Genomic DNA, 18,261 nt, shown 5'->3' with positions numbered 1-18,261 from the left:
GAACGAGGCTACACTAAATAAAAATAGCCAAGGTGATATAAATGAAACCGATGCTGCCCACACTTACAGAGGAAGCTCCCCTTAATGGAAAATGGAACTACGAAGTAAAATATGATGGTTTCAGAGGGATTTTAAAGATTGATTCTTCTGAAGAAATATCATTAACCAGCAGAAACAACAAGAATCTTTTAAACCATTTTCCCGAGATTGAAGAATATATAAAGGAACTCCTGAAACTCGCTTCTCCCCCCCTTCCCCTGGTGCTGGATGGTGAGATTGTTATCCTGCGTTCATCATTCAGCAGTGAATTTTTCGAACTTCAAATCCGTGGAAGGATGAAAAACAAACAGAAAATGAACGAATTATCTTCTTTAAGACCTGTGAAGTTTTTGGCATTCGACCTGATACAAAGCGGGAATGAACGATGGAGCAATCAACCATATACTAAGCGTAAAAAGGAATTGGAGAAAATGTTCTCCGCACTTGAGATCCCATTGAAACCGGACCCGGCCGATCCTGCTGTCATTCAAATGATTCCTTTCTTTACTGAATGGAATAAGGTGTGGAGTAGAGTGACAAGTGAAGAAGGTGAAGGTGTTGTTGCGAAGCTTTCAGAAAGTAAGTGGGAAGAAGGGAAAAGGAGTTCCTCCTGGCTGAAAATCAAGAATTGGAAAATAAGTCTGTGTTTTATCACTTCCGTCGATGTAAATAACGATTATTTTCATATCGGGGTTTTTGATGGTGAAAAAATAAAAAAGATCGGATTATTCCATTTTGGCATTTCTCCAAGTGAAAAGAGAACGTTAAAAGAAATCATCAAAAAAAATCATTCCCGAAAAGAAGGAAGCCATTATTTTATTGAACCGGCAATTTGTGTGGAGGTATTATACTTAAACTGGTATGAAGAACAATTAAGGGAGCCGCATTTTCACCAATTTAAGTTCGCTTCCCGTCCTGAGGAATGCACACTGGAACAATTCCTCCAGGATGAAGCCAGTTTGCCTCAAAGCGTGGAAATCACTCACCCTGAAAAAACTTTATGGGAAGCACCCCAACTTACAAAATTGGATTATATCAGATACCTTCGCAAAATATCAGTTGCAATGATGCCTTTCCTATACAATCGTCCTTTGACTTGCATCCGTTTTCCCCACGGTATGTTTGGTGAGTCTTTTTATCAGAAGAACGTTCCCGATTATGCGCCCGAGTTTATCGAAACGCATGTACTTGGCGGGATCGAATATATAGTTTGCAATGAATTGGAGAGTCTGATGTGGCTAGGAAACCAATTAGCACTGGAATTTCATATACCTTTTCAGAAAGCGGTTCAGCAGGACGTAAATGAAATCGTGTTTGATTTGGATCCGCCCAGCCGGGAACAATTTCCTTTGGCGGTCAAGGCAGCCCTTATCATGAAGGAGTTATTTGAAGGTTTGAAATTAAAGAGCTTCGTTAAAACGTCGGGAAACAAAGGCCTGCAAATCTATATCCCGCTTCCATCGGGATATTCTTGGAAAGACACAGGTGTATTCACGGAATTCATTGCTCATTACCTTGTATCCAACTATCCGGATGACTTCACGATTGAGCGGATGAAAAAGAATAGAAAGGGCCGGCTCTATGTAGATTACATTCAGCACGGAGAAGGAAAAACGATTATTGCCCCCTATTCAGTAAGAGGGAACGACAAAGCTCTTGTTGCTGCCCCGCTATGGTGGAATGAAGTAAACGAAGAACTAAGTCCCGAGCAGTTTACAATGCACGAAGTATTAAGCCGTTTTACAAAACTCGGGTGTCCATTCCGTCAATTTGACCGGGTAAAGGAGCATCAGCCTTTTCAAGAAGTTATCGGTTTTCTTAAAGGGAATACCAGAAAATGAGCCTGGACGGAGGCGTCCAGGCTCATTCTTTTACGCATTTGTAAATATCTTACTGTCGACAACTTTCTTGGCATGTGTCTGAAGCAGCCCATATGCAGCTTCTTCATTGAATTCCGTTTCGGATATCACTTCGAATACTTCAGGGTGTGACAAAGATAGATCCAGCTCGGCTTCGAACATATAGGTAGCATTTCCGATCAATTCCATAAAGTACTCGCCTGTTTCTTTACGGTTCACCACCACCCGAACCTTTCCTCCATTGTTGTATACATCGATCTCATCACCTAATCCATTCTCCCCAAGCAGACATGTGACCAGACTGGATGCTGACATCGCAGTACCGCACGCATTCGTGAATCCGACACCTCTTTCAAATGTACGGACATAGATGGAACCTTTTCCTAACAAGTGCACAAAACTTACATTCACTCCATCCGGAAAGAGGTTATTCGGTCCATTGACCGCTTCTGAGATCATCTTCTGTTCATTGGAAATGATCGTGTCTGCATCCACAATACTGATCAAATGGGGATTTGGAACCGCTAAAACCGTAAACTGCAAACGATCCGATATTTCAGGGATCTTTTGGTCTATTACTCGAGAATAATCCATATTCATCGGTACTTTATCAAGTTCAAAATACACAGGGGAAATTTCTACATTATAAGTCGGGATATCATCATAGATGGCAGGTGCTGAAGCAACTCTCAAATCAGCTTTCATCGTTTCAATGATGATACCTTCTTTATCCAATAATTCACACACATACCGTCCAACACATCTGAGACCATTTCCACACATGGAAGCTTCAGAACCATCCGAGTTAAAAACCCTCATCGCTGCATCACAGCGCTTGCTTTCCAGGACAAATAATATGCCATCCGCCCCTAAACCTTTTTGCCTGTCGCATAACGATATAGCAAGATTTTGTCTTGCTTCTTCTGTAAACGTATATCGATTCGATATTTCATCGATCAGTAAAAAGTCATTTCCCGAGCCGTGGCATTTAATTAGATTTAGTTTCATCAAGAAGCCCTCCGTTACTTTCAATCTATCAGACTATTATTTATGATTTTAGTATGAATGATACCGCAGGTGATTTCTGCAGCATCAGTAAAAGTATCATTTTTATCCTCGTCTAACAGAAACTAATTTTATCATAAGCTTGCCATATTCGATTTCATTTGGCAATGTGCTGTCATCACTCTTTATCAGTTTACTACATTGCATCCCGGATGTGTTCTTTGACGCATGTTTTTACTGAAATTACTTGCAAAAACAGTTACACTTTACATACAATGTGTCGGGTTAGAAGAATGAGTGAGGAGGGGAATAAATGGATGAATTACTATTCCGGTTTCAAGTGAGGGAAGTCAGCGAAACCGATGATGAATACAACTCACGCGATGTACATGTCTTTTGCAGGATATTGGACGAAAAGAAAGACCTTCTACAAGAAGGCCTGTTCAGAGTTCGATTTAATTCGATTGGCATTTATCCTTATCCTGCAGATATTGCGAAACAAGTCACCTCAAGGAAAGTCCAGCGTCTCTTGCTGATGGAATTGAAACGTTATATCAAACCACAAAGGAAATTCTTAAAGCCCGGTTCTTATAAACCTGTTTGGTAATCCGTTCAATGGGTAAGTTCCTGTGTAAGCAGCTCCTCTGCCCATTGACAGGCTTGTTGATAACTTTCTGAGATATCCTGCTCAGTCAAATTTAACGAACTCACTTTCTTATCAAGGTCCACCCAATCGGCCTTCTCAATCGAAATGACCAATTCCAGCATATCCTTCAACTCATTGGATTTACCGATTAATGCATCACAAATTTCATCATTCAACGGTAATTCTTCAAGTATCTTCATCATTGGAACGGATAGGATCGTATCCATCAAGGAGAACATACCGGCCAGAAAATAGCTTGATGTGTTAACGGTGCCTTTTACTTTCTTTGCTGCAAGCTCACACATTTTGGCTCTCGTGAGACATAATGTAATCACTTCATTTTCAAGTTTTCTTCTGTGTGCTACCTGCTCCCTTACCGCCAGCACATAAATCCATCTTTTGATTTCCATTAATCCGAGTAACACGATCGCTTGGCGGATAGAATGGATTTTATGCTTAGGCCGGTATGCCGGGGAATTAATGAGCTTTAAGAGTTTATAAGAAAGAGAGAGATCCTGCTCGATCAATCCGCTGATCACATCGATGCTGGGCTCTGACATTTCAAGGCTTTGAATGATTGAATAGTAAGAATGAAAATAAACCGGCACATCATGAGACGCGATTATCTTCGGTCTGCTGAAAAAATATCCTTGGAAATAATGGTATCCTTTCTGCCTTGCCTCCTGATACTGAACCTCGGTTTCTACTTTTTCAGCAATCATCTTATATCCTAAGGAATTGGATAATATTTCTATATTTCTTCTCATTTCCTCAGTTGTGGCCTGGAAATCAACCTTAACAAAATCGGCTGCCCTCATAAGCTCTTTACAAAATGGATTCGATTCATTGAAAATAAAATCGTCCAATGCAATCTTATACCCGAGTTTTTTCAGTTCCAGACAGATGTCCACCACACTCCTGCTTGGCTCTACCGACTCCAGAATTTCAACCACGATTTCCCTTGGATTAAAATAAGTAGGAACCCTTAACTTCAGAAGGTTTTCTGTGAAATTAATGAAACAAGGTTTTCCAGAGGATAGTGAATCGATCCCTATATTTAGAAAACTATTAATGATGACATCTGCTGTCGCTGTGTCTCCATCTATATCAGGAAACATATTCAGTTGATTTTGTCTGTATAGAAGCTCGTAGGCTGCCTTTTCCTCATTCACATCAAAAATCGGCTGCCTTGCCACAAATACTTCCATCGCGTCCACCCCTACCTTAATCCTACACGTAACCAATATATGTATTAAAAGTGGTTATTTTGATATATTTTTCCTTAATAGTATCAAGAAATATGTGGAAAGTCTACAAAATATGTATAATAAAGGTTGATTTAGAGGTATATTGTCACCATACAGAAAGTTGATAAAACAGGTAACTTGAACAGAGCGATAGAATAAAAAAAGGAGGCGACATTAGTGTCGCCTCCTTTTTCAGAGTATAGATCAATGTATCGAATGAACAAAGAAGTTCATTAAGAATAATCCGGCGATGATGTAAAGCGGAATGGATACTTCCCTTGCTTTACCAGTAGCCATTTTCAAGATCGGATACATGATGAACCCGATTGCTATACCGTCTGCAATGCTATAAGTAAACGGAATCATCGCAATGATAAAGATGGCCGGAAATGCTTCCGTCAGGTCTCTAAGATCCATGTGACGGATATTTTGTATCATTAATCCTCCGATGATGATGAGAATCGGAGCGATTGCATGATCCGGAATCCACTTTAAATACGGAATGAATAAAACAGATCCAAGGAATAAAACCCCGGTCGTAAGCGAGGTAAGACCTGTTCTTCCCCCAGCTGTCATAGCTGCTGCACTTTCAACCGTCGATACAGTCGGACTTGTTCCGAAGAATCCCGATGTGAACGCGGAAAAAGCATTTGCTTGAAAGGCTTTTGGGTACTTGTGAGGCTGTTCGATCATGTCCACATGTCCATGGATCAGGCCGATGTTCTCAAATACAAGCACCATCGTTACGGAAAATACAGCAATCCAGAATGGAATTTTTAATATGGCATCAAAGGAAATTTGTCCAAATACCTGACCGTATTCACTCCAGTGAAACGTGCTGCCGGAAATGGAAGGCTCAATTCCAAAGATAAACCCTAATAATGTTCCAAAAGCGATACTCCATAAAAATTGACCTTTTACGTTGCGGATAAAAAGGAAAATCGTAACCAAGAAAGTCAGCACCGTAGCCAGAACCTTCAATTCCCCGAAGTCACCGATCGTAATGAGAGCTGAGTCCCCACGTTGGATGAGACCGCCTTTTTCAAGACCGATAAACATTAAAAACATTCCGAGACCGACTGTGATTGCCTCTTTCAATGTCTTCGGGATGGCTTCAGATAATACTTTAGAAAGCTTCGTAAATGCAATAATCATGAACAGTATCCCGGAAATAACTACAACAGCTAAAGCTTCCTGCCACGTCAAACCTGAAGACTTCACCAAAGTAAAAGTAAACATCGCATTAATACCCATTCCCGGAACCAGAAGAATTGGTGCATTCGCCCAGAAGGCCATGACCAAACATCCAACAAAAGAAGCCAGTATGGTTGCCATGACTGCTCCTTCAAATGGAATTCCAGCTTCAGAAAGAATGAGTGCATTCACTGCGATAATGTACACAATCGTAAAATAACCGATCGCTCCGGCCATTATCTCCTGCTTGAACGAGGTACCATGATCCTTTAACTGAAAAATACCTTTACGTTCCTTCATATAATCTTCCTATAAAACTGCCCTCTCCCTACCCGCTCAATCCCAAAAGGGTGAGCCACAAGATATTATTGTAGCAAAAAGGTGGGGGTTTGCCAATAAGAATTATGAGAAGTTTGGATCGGTCGCAGGTATAAATATGATTAGGCGCACATGTCAGATGACAGCATTTATTCGGTAATGCTTGAATGGGGAGAATGATGGGAATACGGCGAATTCGGTAAGATTTGAGGAGAAAAGTATTAAGTAATCTCCACGCTGCGGCAAGAACCTCTGTCTCGAATTTGTGCGATTATTGAATAAAAGCGCGCTTTTTCCCGTTCAAATGTATATAGGCTTACTGTTTTCATGGATAGTACCCCGCTGCTGGATACAACCAGCTGGACAAGACCCTGTTATAGTAAGATGAAAAGGGAAATATGATCCATTTTCAGGATTTATGATCCGTTTTGAAAAAATACGATCCTTTTCCAGATTTTATGATCCTATTTTTAAAAATACGTTCCATTTTAGAAATATATGATCTTCCTAGAATAATTCTAATTAAGCCACTCCCAACAATACTCAGAGTGCTGCAATCATATTGCTTTTTCACAGCGTATATCATTTATTATCTGCTAAGAGACATGTCCAAGATCCGTCCCACACTCCATTGAAAAGTAAAGCCGACCCCATAACGGGACCGGCTCACTAATATCATTAGCTATAGATTCTTACTTATCTATTTCGCGCACAAGATTCGCCATTTCAATCGCCGAGACTGCTGCTTCCCATCCTTTGTTTCCTGCTTTCGTGCCTGCACGCTCGATTGCCTGTTCGATTGTATCAGTGGTCAGGACACCAAAGATGACCGGGATGTCTTCCTGCAATGCAAGACCCGCCACCCCTTTAGCTACTTCTCCGCTTACATATTCAAAGTGTGCAGTGGCCCCGCGGATGACCGTTCCAAGAGTGATGACGGCATCGTACTTGCCTGAACGAGCAAGCTTTTTAGCAATCATCGGGATTTCAAATGCTCCCGGTACCCAGGTGACTGAGATGTCACCTTCATCGATGCCATGTCTTTTAAGAGCATCTTCTGCTCCTCCAAGCAGCTTGGATGTGATGAATTCATTAAAACGTGATACGACGATCGCTACTTTCAGTCCTGTTCCAACTAAATTACCTTCATAGATTGTTTTCATCTTTCATTCCTCCAATTGATCGTTTTTATAGATGTTTGCACCTGTTACTAGAACTTCAATAAATGACCCAGCTTTGAATGCTTCGTTCTTAAGTACTTCTCGTTTTCCAACTTTGACGGTACTTGGATGCTTACTCGGTCCACTATCTCCAAACCATATCCATTGATACCTGCAATTTTACGCGGATTATTGGTTAGTAATCTTATTCGTTTGATATTCAGGTCTCTCAGTATTTGTGCGCCAATGCCGTATTCCCGTAAATCCGCTCCAAACCCAAGTTTATGATTTGCCTCGACTGTATCAAGACCTTCTTCTTGAAGCTTGTAGGCTTTCAACTTATTGATCAGGCCGATGCCTCTACCCTCTTGCCGCATGTATAACAATACCCCTTGTCCCGCCTCTTCTATCTGTACAAGGGCAGTGGCAAGCTGAGGACCACAGTCGCAGCGGTTTGAACCGAAGACATCTCCGGTCAGGCACTCTGAATGCACTCTGACGAGGACTTCCTCATCTTCTTTCCACTCCCCTTTAACGAGGGCGATATGTTCTTTGCCGGTAAGGTTTTCTGTGTATGCAACTGCCTTGAATTGACCGAACTCAGTTGGCAGTTCGATTTCGACTTCTCTCGTAACAAGCTTTTCTTTTTTCCGGCGGTAGCGAATCAAATCTTCGATCGTGATGATTTTCAAATCCCATTTCTCAGCAATCTTCATTAATTCAGGTACTCTTGCCATCGTGCCGTCTTCATTCATGATTTCACAAATGACACCAGCCTGCTTTCCACCTGCCAGAGCAGCGAGATCTACGGCCGCTTCTGTATGGCCTGCCCTTTTCAGTACACCGCCCTTTTTCGCAACAAGCGGGAATACATGTCCTGGACGTTTAAAGTCTTCCGGAAGGGACGAATGATTCAATAACTCTTGGATGGTGGCCGACCGTTCGAATGCACTGATCCCTGTCGTGGATGAACGGTGATCGATACTGATGGTGAATGCCGTTCCATGAGGATCTGTATTTTCATCAGTCATCGGTGCAAGCTTTAATCGATTGGATAATTCCTCTGTTATCGGAGCGCAAATCAAGCCTCTTCCTTCTTTAGCCATAAAATTTATGACTTCGGGCGTGGCTTTTTCGGCAAGAGCTACAAAGTCACCCTCATTCTCACGATTTTCATCATCGACTACGATGACAACCTTGCCGTTATATAGGTCTTCTATTGCTTCTTCGATCGTATGAAACACCTTCAATTCCTCCTCCATTAGTCAGCGAAACCGTGTTGATTCAAAAAATCATAGCTGATATTACTTGAGCTGCTTTTCGTTCGCTGTGCCTGTTCGTAAAACCTATGGAAATATTTGGCCATGACGTCACATTCCACATTGACCATGTCCCCTGTCTTCTTTTGACCCAGAATCGTATCTCCCCTCGTTTGTGGAATGAGTGAAACGGTGATGGAATCATCACTTAATCCAAATACAGTTAAAGAAGTGCCATCAATCGCAACGGACCCTTTCATGATAAAATAAGGAGAAAGTTCTGTTGGAATTGAAATTTCAACATAAACAGCATTTTCGACTTGTTGGAGTCTCTTTACTGTCCCTGTTGCATCGACATGACCATTTACAAAGTGTCCGCCAAATCGGCCGCCGGCAGCCATCGCTCTTTCCAGATTGACACGTGAACCTGCCGATAAGTCCCTAAGGGTTGTCGCTTCAAATGTTTCCGGCATCACATCGACTTGAAATTGATTTTCCGTAAAGGACTTTACCGTCAAACATACTCCGTTCACACTTATGCTGTCTCCGATATGGACATCTTTTAGAATTTGTTTCGCAGCAATGGTAAGTATCATTGATGCTGCTGATTTTTTTATTTGGTCTATTTTACCGATTTCCTCTATGATTCCCGTAAACAATTCATCAACCTTCTTTCATTCTGGATTGTTTCTTAGGGACAGCCACTATTTTGATATCTTCTCCAATAGAATCAATAGAAACAATGTTCATATCCAATCCTTCTGTAATGGAAGATACTCCGCTTCCTCCAAAGCTGGTGAAAGCATTTTTTCCGCCTATAAGCTTAGGTGCCATATACATGACGAGTTCCTGAAAAACATTTTCTTCAAGAAAGGAACCATGAACAGCTGAGCCGCCTTCTACATAGACCGATTGGATCGATCTTGTCCCTAATTCCTTCAATACTTGATGAAGATCGATGCGGCTTGACGGCAGGGTAATGAATTCACATCCTGCTTCCCTGAAAGGAATTTTGTCCTCTTCTTTTACTGATTCACTTGTAATGATGATGGTTTTACTTCCGTTATCTTTCACAACGTTGGATTCTAACGGTGTTCTTAATTGATTATCTAAAATAATTCGAATGGGGTTTTTTCCACCTTGGGGCAAACGGGTGGTAAGGTGCGGGTTATCGCGGATAATGGTGTTGACTCCAACTAATATCGCGTCATGCCGGTGACGATCATAGTGGACATCGAGCCTTGATTCTTCAGAAGTGATCCATTTACTGTCTCCAGAAGGAGCAGCCGTTTTACCGTCTAAAGTGACGGCAGTTTTTAACGTTACATATGGTGTTTTATATTTCATAAAATGAAAGAAATGCTTGTTGAGTTTCAAAGCTTCAGCCTGACACTCTCCAACATGCACTTGTATTCCGGCGTTACGCAGTTGTTCTATCCCTTTACCGGATACCAATGGATTCGGATCTGTGCTTGCAATGAATACCCTTTTTATTCCACTTGAAATAATGAGCTGTGAACAAGGCGGTGTCTTTCCATAGTGAGCACAGGGTTCCAGAGTGACATAGATGTCTGCTCCTTTCGCCTTTTCACCAGCTGCTTTAAGGGCATGGACCTCCGCATGTCCTTCTCCTGCTTTTAAATGGGCGCCTAAGCCAACAATGGCTCCATTGTTCACGACAACAGCACCCACTGCCGGATTCGGAGCTGTTTGTCCCTGAGTGGCTTTGGCCATATTCAGTGCCAGTTCCATATAATCATGATGTTTCAACGTTTCATCCTCCTCTCTTTATAAAAATAAAAACCCCAAGCGAAATTTACTTGGGGAGATTGGCATGACAAATAAACGTATTTTATGATAATTTTCAGAATACTCCATTTCTGCTGAGAGCCCTTTACTAATTAATCAGAAAATACTGCCGTTCCTTCTCCCATCCAGACTTTCACTGTCGGCTTTGGAATTACACCAAATCCACCGTCTGACCTTGATCAGCCGGGTCACGGACTGAGAGCATGCTGCTCATCACCGCCGGTAGGGAATTTCACCCTGCCCCGAAGGAAACCTATTCGATTATTATTATTCAGAAGTTTACTTTAATGTCCTTTAAAGCCCTATTCAATAGGCTTTTTAGTAGGTGTATTTGATAAGGTATTATCTTTAGTGGTAGGTTAATATCCTTCAATATCCTACCGTTCCAAGAGTGATTCCTACCAAAAACCTACCACTGGACTATTAGTATGTCACTTCTGATATTTGAATATTATCACTGCAAATAAAAAAGAGCAAGATATTAATCCTGCTCTCCATCAAACCAATTAAAGAATGCCCTTTTTGAAATCTTATAAAGTTTACCCACTTTGACTACATGAAACGGTGGATCATTAGCTACCATTTCATATGTCTGTCTTCGACCAATTCCCAATACCTTTTGAACATGCGTTGGGGTCATTGTATCTGGAATTTCATTACGGTTAAAGAATGTCCCTTCCATCTGATTCATCTCCTTTTAGTAATTATCTATGTAGCTTGCTGATTGTCCTATAACAATTAAAAGTGTTATTTCTTAACCGGATTAAATTTCTCACATTCATAATCCTCATTAATTTCTTCCTGAATTCGACCTTCTTTAGCCTTTTTCAGTATCGAGCAATTCCTACTAAACCTTTTACATTCCTTGCACTTTTCTTCAAACTGATCCATATGTATTTCTGATTTAAATATTCCTCTGTACTCAACTGGTCTAATGACAATTTCAATACGTGGATTGTTAGAATCATAGTATTGTTCATGAGTACGAGTTAAAATGGTTTTATCATCTATGTAAGCTATACCATTAAGAACATCACACATCACTTTAAAATAGTTCTGTGAGTCCTTATCAGTGCGATCAAAGTAGAATATACAATCCATGTAATGATGAATATGTCGTGTGTTCTCTATGTCCCAATTCTGAAGTTTAACCTGCTCCTTAGCATACTTCTCAAATGACTTCTGAAACTGTTTAGATTCAGGTTTAGTGTATGCCATTACCATGCAACCTTTACCTTTCCTGACTCCTCTATATCCCATATAGTGATTTACAGAGGGAGGAATCTCATTTAGTGTGAGTTTAAGTTCCTTACTCAACTAACCACTCCTTTACATTAGTTTATTTACAATAAAATTGGTATTTCATCGTAAAAAAGATTGTGAATAAATTTTAGAAATCTTATTAAATCAACGTTTATAGTGTCTTGAAATTCACAAACTTTTTACTATTAATCATTTACTACTTTAAAACCAGTAACTTTTACAACTTTTGAGTTAGGAAAGAATTTTCGTGATCTTTCAGCACTTTTTTGAGATATGTGAGCTTTTACAGAAGGTTTTGTGCTGCTACCTCCACCCATTGGAAAGTTAATCACATTACCTTGTTCATCCACATTAGCGACTATGAATAAGTCGTTTGATTCGCTATTACTTTTGTACATTTGTTTCCTCCTCATATTTCAATCGACTTTAGCTTCTTTTCCAACTCATCTCTTTCTTCTAATATCTCCACAGATAGTCGATCCAATATTCCCACTTCTGGATTACCTTCACCAAATTCTTCATTATATGTACTTAATGAACTCTTTGCTGAATTTAAAGCCACTAAGTATTGATCTAATTGATAAAACCTATCCATCAAGTCATATGCTGTTTTCATTTGATCACTCCTCATTTAGAATTATCTATTTTTGAATTCTCTTCATCAGTTCCTTTTTAGGTAGCCACCCAGCATAGAAAAATGATTCTAGTTGAGTCGTGTTTACACAAATAGCTTTGTCACTTTCTTTCTGAACGTTAACTGAAAAAGTTGTCCTTGGTATCTTTTTCTTGAGCACCCATCTCATTGACAGTGTGATAACTTCCTCTTTCACGATAACAATCCCAAACTTTTAAGTTGTAAAAACTCATACTCATTTACCCATTTAACTTCTGCTGACTCTGTATTACTAAGAAGAAAAAATTCTTCAATCTGTACCTCACATCCATTGTCTCTTTCTCTGCATTTATAATCAGAAACTTTCCACACTTCTAACCAACCCCTTCTCCAAATAAAATTCCCCTTTTAAATGGACATTTGTTTCGTTTTAATTTAAAAATATTCTTCATTTAATCTTTTGTAAAGTTTTTGCATTTCATTGTAAGCACTCTTTGTTTGAAAATCTAATGCAGAATATCCATTAACTTCTGCATACTTTTCTACACCTCTAATATTCAATTCTAAAGCTGTTTGAATAGTACACAATTCATCGTCAGTTAATTTAACTTGGTTTTCCATAATATCCACTCACACCCCTATCGCTTTATCTCTCCAATACAACTTCTCATCCTCAATTACCTTTACGCATTCCCTACCATAATCATGTAACGCATAATCAATATCTTTATGTAAATCTTCCTGTAATTCTAACCCTAATTTAGTCTGCAGCATATAGATCAGTTTGTTCTTATAAGGTAAGTGACTGACCACTATCAACCCTCCTCAGAATCGTAATCTGAACGTAATATAGACTCCTTCCAATATTTCAATTCCCAATACTGGTCATATAACTTATTTGTATTTCCACCAAAGTCTCTATCAACCATCTGCAGCAGATTCTTCATCCGTGCATCCATATCCCTAACTAACTTATCTCCATCTAACTTTCTCATTTAATCACCATTATGTATTAATTTATTTTACTAAATAACTAATTGTAACTTCACTTGGCTTATTTTCTCCTGATGGGAATCGAACGTCTAAACACTTCTTATCTCGATAACTCTCAGTCTCAGAAAATGTATGTCTTTCATTCTCAAATTTAATGTTGTAGAATTTTTCATAGATGTCACGGTTGTTTCGCAAGTGATCACCTCCTTTAAATTGCTTAAATTATCCCCTCTCAATAAAAGAGGGATTTCATTGTAAATTTATTACTATATATTGTGTTTACTTCATACTTTCAACACTACATATAGTATATCAATGACTTATTTCATCTAAATCGTATGTACCCCAATCTTTTTGCCACTTCATTGCCTTCTTTTTTGCTCTTTCTACACTTGTTTTAGATTTTTCTAATGTCCCCTGAATATTCCCAGTCATAATTTGATACATAGAGTTAATTTTTGTGAACTCATCTTTAACTAACCTTCTCTTCCGGAGTGTTTCTTGCAACTGTTTAGCTAAATAATACCCTTCACATGCGTTGAATTTCTCTGTCTCAATTTTATGGTAATGATCAGAAACTAAGGTGTCGTATTTAGAAACTTCTTTACCTAGTCGCTTATGTTCTGCAGAAATGTCCTGCATTAAATCTTCAAACTTATTAATAAATTTACTTGCTAAACACATTTATAACTCCCCCTAAATTAAAATAAGTACAAGATCAGGATTTGTTCTCCATCTCTTGTACTCAATAATATCAGTTTATTTTATATAAGTCAACAATAAATATTAATTTATTTAAAATAATATTAGTTTGCTTGTTTACGAGTGTAATGCTTAAAGTAACACTCATATTCGTTGTTTTGATCGGGCTTGGTAACCTTAATTAATTTATCATTCCACTCATCAAAATTGAACTTAGGATAATATGTATCAGCTTTCTTAAATTTGTATTGAATGATGGTTAAATACATTTCATCAGCAAACGGTAAGAATTGCTCATAGATAGTACCTCCACCTATTATGTAGAGGTCTATATTTTTCTCTGCATAGTCATTATAATGAGCTAGAACCTCAGATACAGATGAAAATAAACTAACTTCAGGATCATAATCAAGTTTATGTGCTTTACTGGATATGACTAAATTATGACGGTTGGGAAGAGGCTTTCCGATACTTTCATAAGTTTTTCTCCCCATAACAATAAATTGGTTTTCAGTCAGCTTCTTAAAGTGTTTTAAGTCTTCTGATTGTTTGCTTAATAACTTTCCTTTATGTCCAATTGCAAAGGTCTGGTCTATGGCTGCCACGAGAATAATTGACATATTCACACTCCTAAATCAAATTGTAACTGAGGGTACTCGCACTCAAAATCAACTAACTCAAAATCACTAAGTTTAATATTGTAGAAGTTTGTTTTCTCAGGAACATTTAACTTAATATATGGTTGTTTACCGGATGGCTTACGGCTTAACAACTCTTCAACTTGATCCTCGTGACGTAAGTAATAGTGAAGATTAGATGTGAAGACGCTGAATTTACCCAGTTTGAATCCAAAGTGTTTAGCAATCATCATCTGTAAGGCAACATATTGAGTACGGTTAATTACTCCAGCAACCGAATAATCTGAGCTGCGAGAAGTAAGATGAAGGTCTAAATATACCTCATCATCTATTACTCTGACTTCCCAATTAGTCATATAGAAACAAGGTTTTAACCCTTTAGAATCATCAATGAAGTCCTTTTCTTGCCACATGTTAATGATTTTACGTCTGCTGAACATATCATTGTTCAATGTATCAAGGAGTTGATTGAGTAGGTCATACCGCCTGATAGTTTCACCATATCTAATACCGATTGTATTAGAGTTATCAACTTCCCAATCTTCCCACCAACCAAGTTTATACTTTTCCTTCATGATTGATAAGTCATTTGTTTGATCCTGATAAAAAGCAAGCATCTCACCAATTGCCATTTTGAATGCTACTGGTCTTAGTGATGAAATAGGAAACTCACCTTTAGATAAGTCGTACTCTTCATTAACAAAAGTTATGTATTTAGTATGGGCTGGAGCACCATCTGTTTTATATTTAGGTCTAACTTTTCCTGAAAGATCGGTTACACCTTCTTCTTTAATTTTTCTTAGATTATCTAAAAAGTATTTATCTGCTTTAATCAAACAGCATCGACCTCCCATTTATCAATATCCTTCAAATGCTTTCTTACCTGTTTAATTTTCTGCCTAATTCTTTCTCTACTCAATCCATACTTATTAGCTATTGTTTCAAGTGTATTTCCTTCTGAACGTAAAACGATCATATCCATTACTTCGGGAGAAACAGTATCTTTTATGTATTCAACAAGATCATTATTCATTATTTCGTCTTCTAAGTTGTAGCCATTTCCAATTACATCATGATATGTATTTGACTCTTCATCATTTTTCAACTGAGCATCCATACTATCTACTGCTAATTGTGCAGTTAATTTGAAATCTCTATCCGTTTTAATTGTGCCTGAGAATTTAAATATTCTTGATTCTTTCTCTAATCGTTGACTTAATTCCCAACGGATGTGATGGATTGCAAAATTCTTAAATGTCCTTCCACCTTCAGGCTGCCACTTTAAACAAGCTTTCCATAATCCTTCTCTAGCCATTGAGATTAGATCCTCTTTCTGCATTCTTCTTTGGTTGGCTAAAGCATCTGGATTCTTAAACATTTTATATACAGTGTTTCTGCATAGGTAATCGTACTCATTGAATAATTCTTCCGGTGATTTATTCATAGTTTCTCTCCCTTTTATGTAAAGAGGAAGAGTGATTGACACCCTTCCTGCTACGGTTTATTATTTTACCAAAATATCAGCAACAAACTGTGACCAAGACTCAAGTGAATCATACACGTCTGGTTTCTTTAAATCATCAATCTTGATCCATTCACCTTTAAGTTGGTCAGTTTCACGGACAGAAACTTCTTCATCAACTGGCAAATCACCAATTACCAACATACCAAGATGTACTTTACCTACAGGATTTTCATCATCATTAATCAGTCCAATTGTTGTAAGTGATAGTTTGTCTTTATTGATAAACAGTTCTTCTTCTAATTCACGTTGTAATCCATCTGCTACTACTCCATAGAAGTCTTCGCCTTCAACATCATTAAGATGTCCACCTACACCAGCAGACACTTGATTATGTAGACGCTTCTCTCCTCCACCTTGTAAGCGAGTATAAGTAAATAACTCACCCTCTCTACGGATAGCAACGTAAGGAATAGGCTGCTTATAATTTGGATTCTCTTCAGCATCTCCCCTACGCATAACCGAGTATGTACGAGCCATATTCGATACGATTTCTTTAGTCTTAGCATCATCAGTTAAAATACCTTGGAACGTTAATTTCTCGTTATCTAATACTTCTTTTCGTGGTGCTACAATGATCATTTCGTCCATTTTTGACATGTAATCTCTCCCTTTTATATTGGTTTATTTAATTTAAAATTTAAATGTATCGTCAGTAATCGCCTTTACATTTGCAATAGTATATGAATTTCCTTTTTGACTGAAGAAATCATGAGTAACACTGTCTGTTCTAATCCCATTCATAACAATTGGATCAATTACTTCATCATCAAACATTTTATCTAGTCCCAGATTCATCAATGCTTTGTTGGCATTATATCTAACATATTTTTTAACTTCTGCAGACAATCCAAGTTCACTGTAAATTTCCTCAGTGTATTTAACTTCATTTTGATAAAGATCGTATAGGAACTCATAGCCCCATACCTTCAACTTGTCTTGAGTTTCTTGAGGGAATTGTTTGAATAAGTTTTGAGCAAAGTACCCTACTGCAACCCCATGTAATGATTCCATTTATGTTCAGCAGAAATCGCTAATTTCTACCCGACCTCAAAGGTCAGCTACATGTTACCATGCAGATCAGACTATATCTTCATCTTTGTAAGATGCCTCCCATTTCGGTTATCAATCGCTTATAACCTACTCTACTCGCTTCCACTTTTAAGTGTGCTTTCGATAGTCGTTGAACGTTTTAAGTGTGTGGTATTAGATTATTTAACATTATTGTATTCTTCAAAGTAATCTCTGTATAATTTACCGTGCCTAATTCTACTCCCCGTACCTCCTGAAAGAGAGTACTTTCTTTCAATATCAGCATTTGTGCAGCCATTTTCAATCATAGTCATTATGTCGGAATAAACGTTATATGTAATCATTCTTTTCTCTTTCCCCTTAGTTGACTTCTCAGGTGTATAATTAATGCTTTCCCAAAGTCGCTTAAAGCGTTTTTTATGCCTAATTAATGACACATATCTGGGATGAACACTATATAAGTCGGCTATTTCATCGTTAGTGTATCCCTTTCTAAAGAGATCAACTATCTGAAAGAATTCAGCATTTGTCAATTTTGAAGCAGGATTGTTTTCACCAGTCAACGCAATACTTCGTTTTTCTAATATCTCCGGTGGATATGTATAACCTAGCATCCCTACTCCCCCAAGGGTTTGATTATACCCATCTTCAAATGAATTAAGCTTTTTCACATACTCTTGTTCAAGTATTCTTAAATCATCTTCGCTATAGTCAATGCTAAAAGCAAGTATTGAATAGATTAGTGAACTTTCACCATATTCATCATAGTCTGTTTGCATCTCATTATTATAATGAGTGCCTTTTCTGAGATAGTTAAGATGGGTAGTTAGCCTATTTGATTGAAAAATATTAGAATCCTTACCGACATAGGGTTTACCGTTAATATGTATTACATAAATACCTTTATAAGATTTTGCTCCCATATTTCACTCCTTGTGCTACCACACACAAAACTTCGCTGC

General features: G+C 38.4%; 22 protein-coding genes and 1 riboswitch. Of the genes, 2 read left to right on the top strand and 20 right to left on the bottom strand.

Annotated elements, in window-relative coordinates; all coding sequences use genetic code 11:
• Positions 1-41 precede the first annotated feature (41 nt).
• On the top strand, positions 42-1,880 hold the full coding sequence (locus tag ACXAFV_RS14110; protein ID WP_475127370.1) for a DNA ligase D: 1,839 nt from the start codon (positions 42-44) through the stop codon (positions 1,878-1,880).
• A 30-nt stretch (positions 1,881-1,910) separates the two neighbouring features.
• Here the strand turns inward: ACXAFV_RS14110 and dapF are convergent, their stop codons facing one another.
• Entirely contained in the window at positions 1,911-2,906 is a 996-nt protein-coding gene (gene dapF, locus ACXAFV_RS14105; RefSeq protein ID WP_475127368.1) for a diaminopimelate epimerase, read from the bottom strand.
• A 310-nt stretch (positions 2,907-3,216) separates the two neighbouring features.
• Here dapF and ACXAFV_RS14100 point away from each other — a divergent pair, with 310 nt between their 5' ends.
• On the top strand, positions 3,217-3,510 hold the full coding sequence (locus tag ACXAFV_RS14100) for a hypothetical protein (protein ID WP_475127366.1): 294 nt from the start codon (positions 3,217-3,219) through the stop codon (positions 3,508-3,510).
• A gap of 5 nt (positions 3,511-3,515) precedes the next feature.
• Here ACXAFV_RS14100 and ACXAFV_RS14095 read toward each other — a convergent pair whose 3' ends face one another.
• The 19 genes from ACXAFV_RS14095 to ACXAFV_RS14005 all read right to left on the bottom strand — a co-directional run bounded on the left by ACXAFV_RS14095 (position 3,516) and on the right by ACXAFV_RS14005 (position 18,222).
• Positions 3,516-4,757 carry an EAL and HDOD domain-containing protein gene (locus ACXAFV_RS14095; protein ID WP_475127365.1) on the bottom strand — a complete coding sequence of 414 codons (1,242 nt, stop codon included), beginning with the start codon at positions 4,755-4,757 and terminating at the stop codon, positions 3,516-3,518.
• Between the two features lie 243 nt (positions 4,758-5,000).
• Complete coding sequence (locus ACXAFV_RS14090) at positions 5,001-6,290, bottom strand: NCS2 family permease (protein WP_475127364.1); 1,290 nt, start codon at positions 6,288-6,290, stop codon at positions 5,001-5,003.
• A gap of 710 nt (positions 6,291-7,000) precedes the next feature.
• Positions 7,001-7,471 carry a 6,7-dimethyl-8-ribityllumazine synthase gene (gene ribH / locus ACXAFV_RS14085; RefSeq protein WP_475127362.1) on the bottom strand — a complete coding sequence of 157 codons (471 nt, stop codon included), beginning with the start codon at positions 7,469-7,471 and terminating at the stop codon, positions 7,001-7,003.
• A 47-nt stretch (positions 7,472-7,518) separates the two neighbouring features.
• Positions 7,519-8,712, bottom strand: coding sequence for a bifunctional 3,4-dihydroxy-2-butanone-4-phosphate synthase/GTP cyclohydrolase II (locus tag ACXAFV_RS14080; protein WP_475127361.1), 1,194 nt, complete (start codon positions 8,710-8,712; stop codon positions 7,519-7,521).
• Positions 8,713-8,729: 17 nt separating this feature from the next.
• Complete coding sequence (gene ribE, locus ACXAFV_RS14075; protein WP_475127359.1) at positions 8,730-9,386, bottom strand: riboflavin synthase; 657 nt, start codon at positions 9,384-9,386, stop codon at positions 8,730-8,732.
• 4 nt (positions 9,387-9,390) lie between these two features.
• Entirely contained in the window at positions 9,391-10,497 is a 1,107-nt protein-coding gene (gene ribD, locus ACXAFV_RS14070; protein ID WP_475127358.1) for a bifunctional diaminohydroxyphosphoribosylaminopyrimidine deaminase/5-amino-6-(5-phosphoribosylamino)uracil reductase RibD, read from the bottom strand.
• A 148-nt stretch (positions 10,498-10,645) separates the two neighbouring features.
• Positions 10,646-10,790, bottom strand: a riboswitch (FMN riboswitch).
• Between the two features lie 227 nt (positions 10,791-11,017).
• Positions 11,018-11,218, bottom strand: a complete 201-nt coding sequence (locus ACXAFV_RS14065; protein ID WP_475127356.1) for a MerR family transcriptional regulator — start codon at positions 11,216-11,218, stop codon at positions 11,018-11,020.
• Between the two features lie 65 nt (positions 11,219-11,283).
• On the bottom strand, positions 11,284-11,853 hold the full coding sequence (locus ACXAFV_RS14060; RefSeq protein WP_475127355.1) for a RusA family crossover junction endodeoxyribonuclease: 570 nt from the start codon (positions 11,851-11,853) through the stop codon (positions 11,284-11,286).
• Between the two features lie 131 nt (positions 11,854-11,984).
• Complete coding sequence (locus ACXAFV_RS14055) at positions 11,985-12,197, bottom strand: hypothetical protein (protein WP_475127354.1); 213 nt, start codon at positions 12,195-12,197, stop codon at positions 11,985-11,987.
• Positions 12,198-12,208: 11 nt separating this feature from the next.
• Complete coding sequence (locus ACXAFV_RS14050; RefSeq protein WP_475127353.1) at positions 12,209-12,415, bottom strand: hypothetical protein; 207 nt, start codon at positions 12,413-12,415, stop codon at positions 12,209-12,211.
• Between the two features lie 432 nt (positions 12,416-12,847).
• Positions 12,848-13,042 carry a hypothetical protein gene (locus tag ACXAFV_RS14045; protein ID WP_475127352.1) on the bottom strand — a complete coding sequence of 65 codons (195 nt, stop codon included), beginning with the start codon at positions 13,040-13,042 and terminating at the stop codon, positions 12,848-12,850.
• Positions 13,043-13,225, bottom strand: coding sequence for a hypothetical protein (locus ACXAFV_RS14040; RefSeq protein ID WP_475127351.1), 183 nt, complete (start codon positions 13,223-13,225; stop codon positions 13,043-13,045). It abuts the gene before it with no gap.
• A gap of 492 nt (positions 13,226-13,717) precedes the next feature.
• Entirely contained in the window at positions 13,718-14,089 is a 372-nt protein-coding gene (locus ACXAFV_RS14035) for a hypothetical protein (RefSeq protein WP_475127349.1), read from the bottom strand.
• Positions 14,090-14,211: 122 nt separating this feature from the next.
• Positions 14,212-14,727 carry a dihydrofolate reductase gene (locus ACXAFV_RS14030; protein WP_475127347.1) on the bottom strand — a complete coding sequence of 172 codons (516 nt, stop codon included), beginning with the start codon at positions 14,725-14,727 and terminating at the stop codon, positions 14,212-14,214.
• A 2-nt stretch (positions 14,728-14,729) separates the two neighbouring features.
• Positions 14,730-15,581: a thymidylate synthase gene (locus ACXAFV_RS14025; protein ID WP_475127345.1), complete on the bottom strand. Its 852-nt coding sequence runs from the start codon at positions 15,579-15,581 to the stop codon at positions 14,730-14,732.
• Positions 15,578-16,189: a sigma-70 family RNA polymerase sigma factor gene (locus ACXAFV_RS14020; RefSeq protein WP_475127343.1), complete on the bottom strand. Its 612-nt coding sequence runs from the start codon at positions 16,187-16,189 to the stop codon at positions 15,578-15,580. Before ACXAFV_RS14020 ends, ACXAFV_RS14025 begins: the two co-directional genes overlap by 4 nt.
• Before the next feature lie 60 nt (positions 16,190-16,249).
• The gene (locus ACXAFV_RS14015; RefSeq protein WP_475127341.1) at positions 16,250-16,867 is read right to left on the bottom strand and encodes a hypothetical protein; all 618 of its coding nucleotides are present in this window, start codon (positions 16,865-16,867) and stop codon (positions 16,250-16,252) included.
• A 33-nt stretch (positions 16,868-16,900) separates the two neighbouring features.
• Positions 16,901-17,281, bottom strand: a complete 381-nt coding sequence (locus tag ACXAFV_RS14010; protein WP_475127339.1) for a ribonucleotide-diphosphate reductase subunit beta — start codon at positions 17,279-17,281, stop codon at positions 16,901-16,903.
• 197 nt (positions 17,282-17,478) lie between these two features.
• Positions 17,479-18,222 carry a nuclease gene (locus ACXAFV_RS14005; protein ID WP_475127337.1) on the bottom strand — a complete coding sequence of 248 codons (744 nt, stop codon included), beginning with the start codon at positions 18,220-18,222 and terminating at the stop codon, positions 17,479-17,481.
• Between the last annotated feature and the right edge of the window lie 39 nt (positions 18,223-18,261).

This window comes from Rossellomorea sp. ABR4_012, assembly GCF_056159545.1.
Note: the sequence above shows the minus strand (reverse complement) of the source record. Positions and strands in the feature narration are given on the sequence as shown.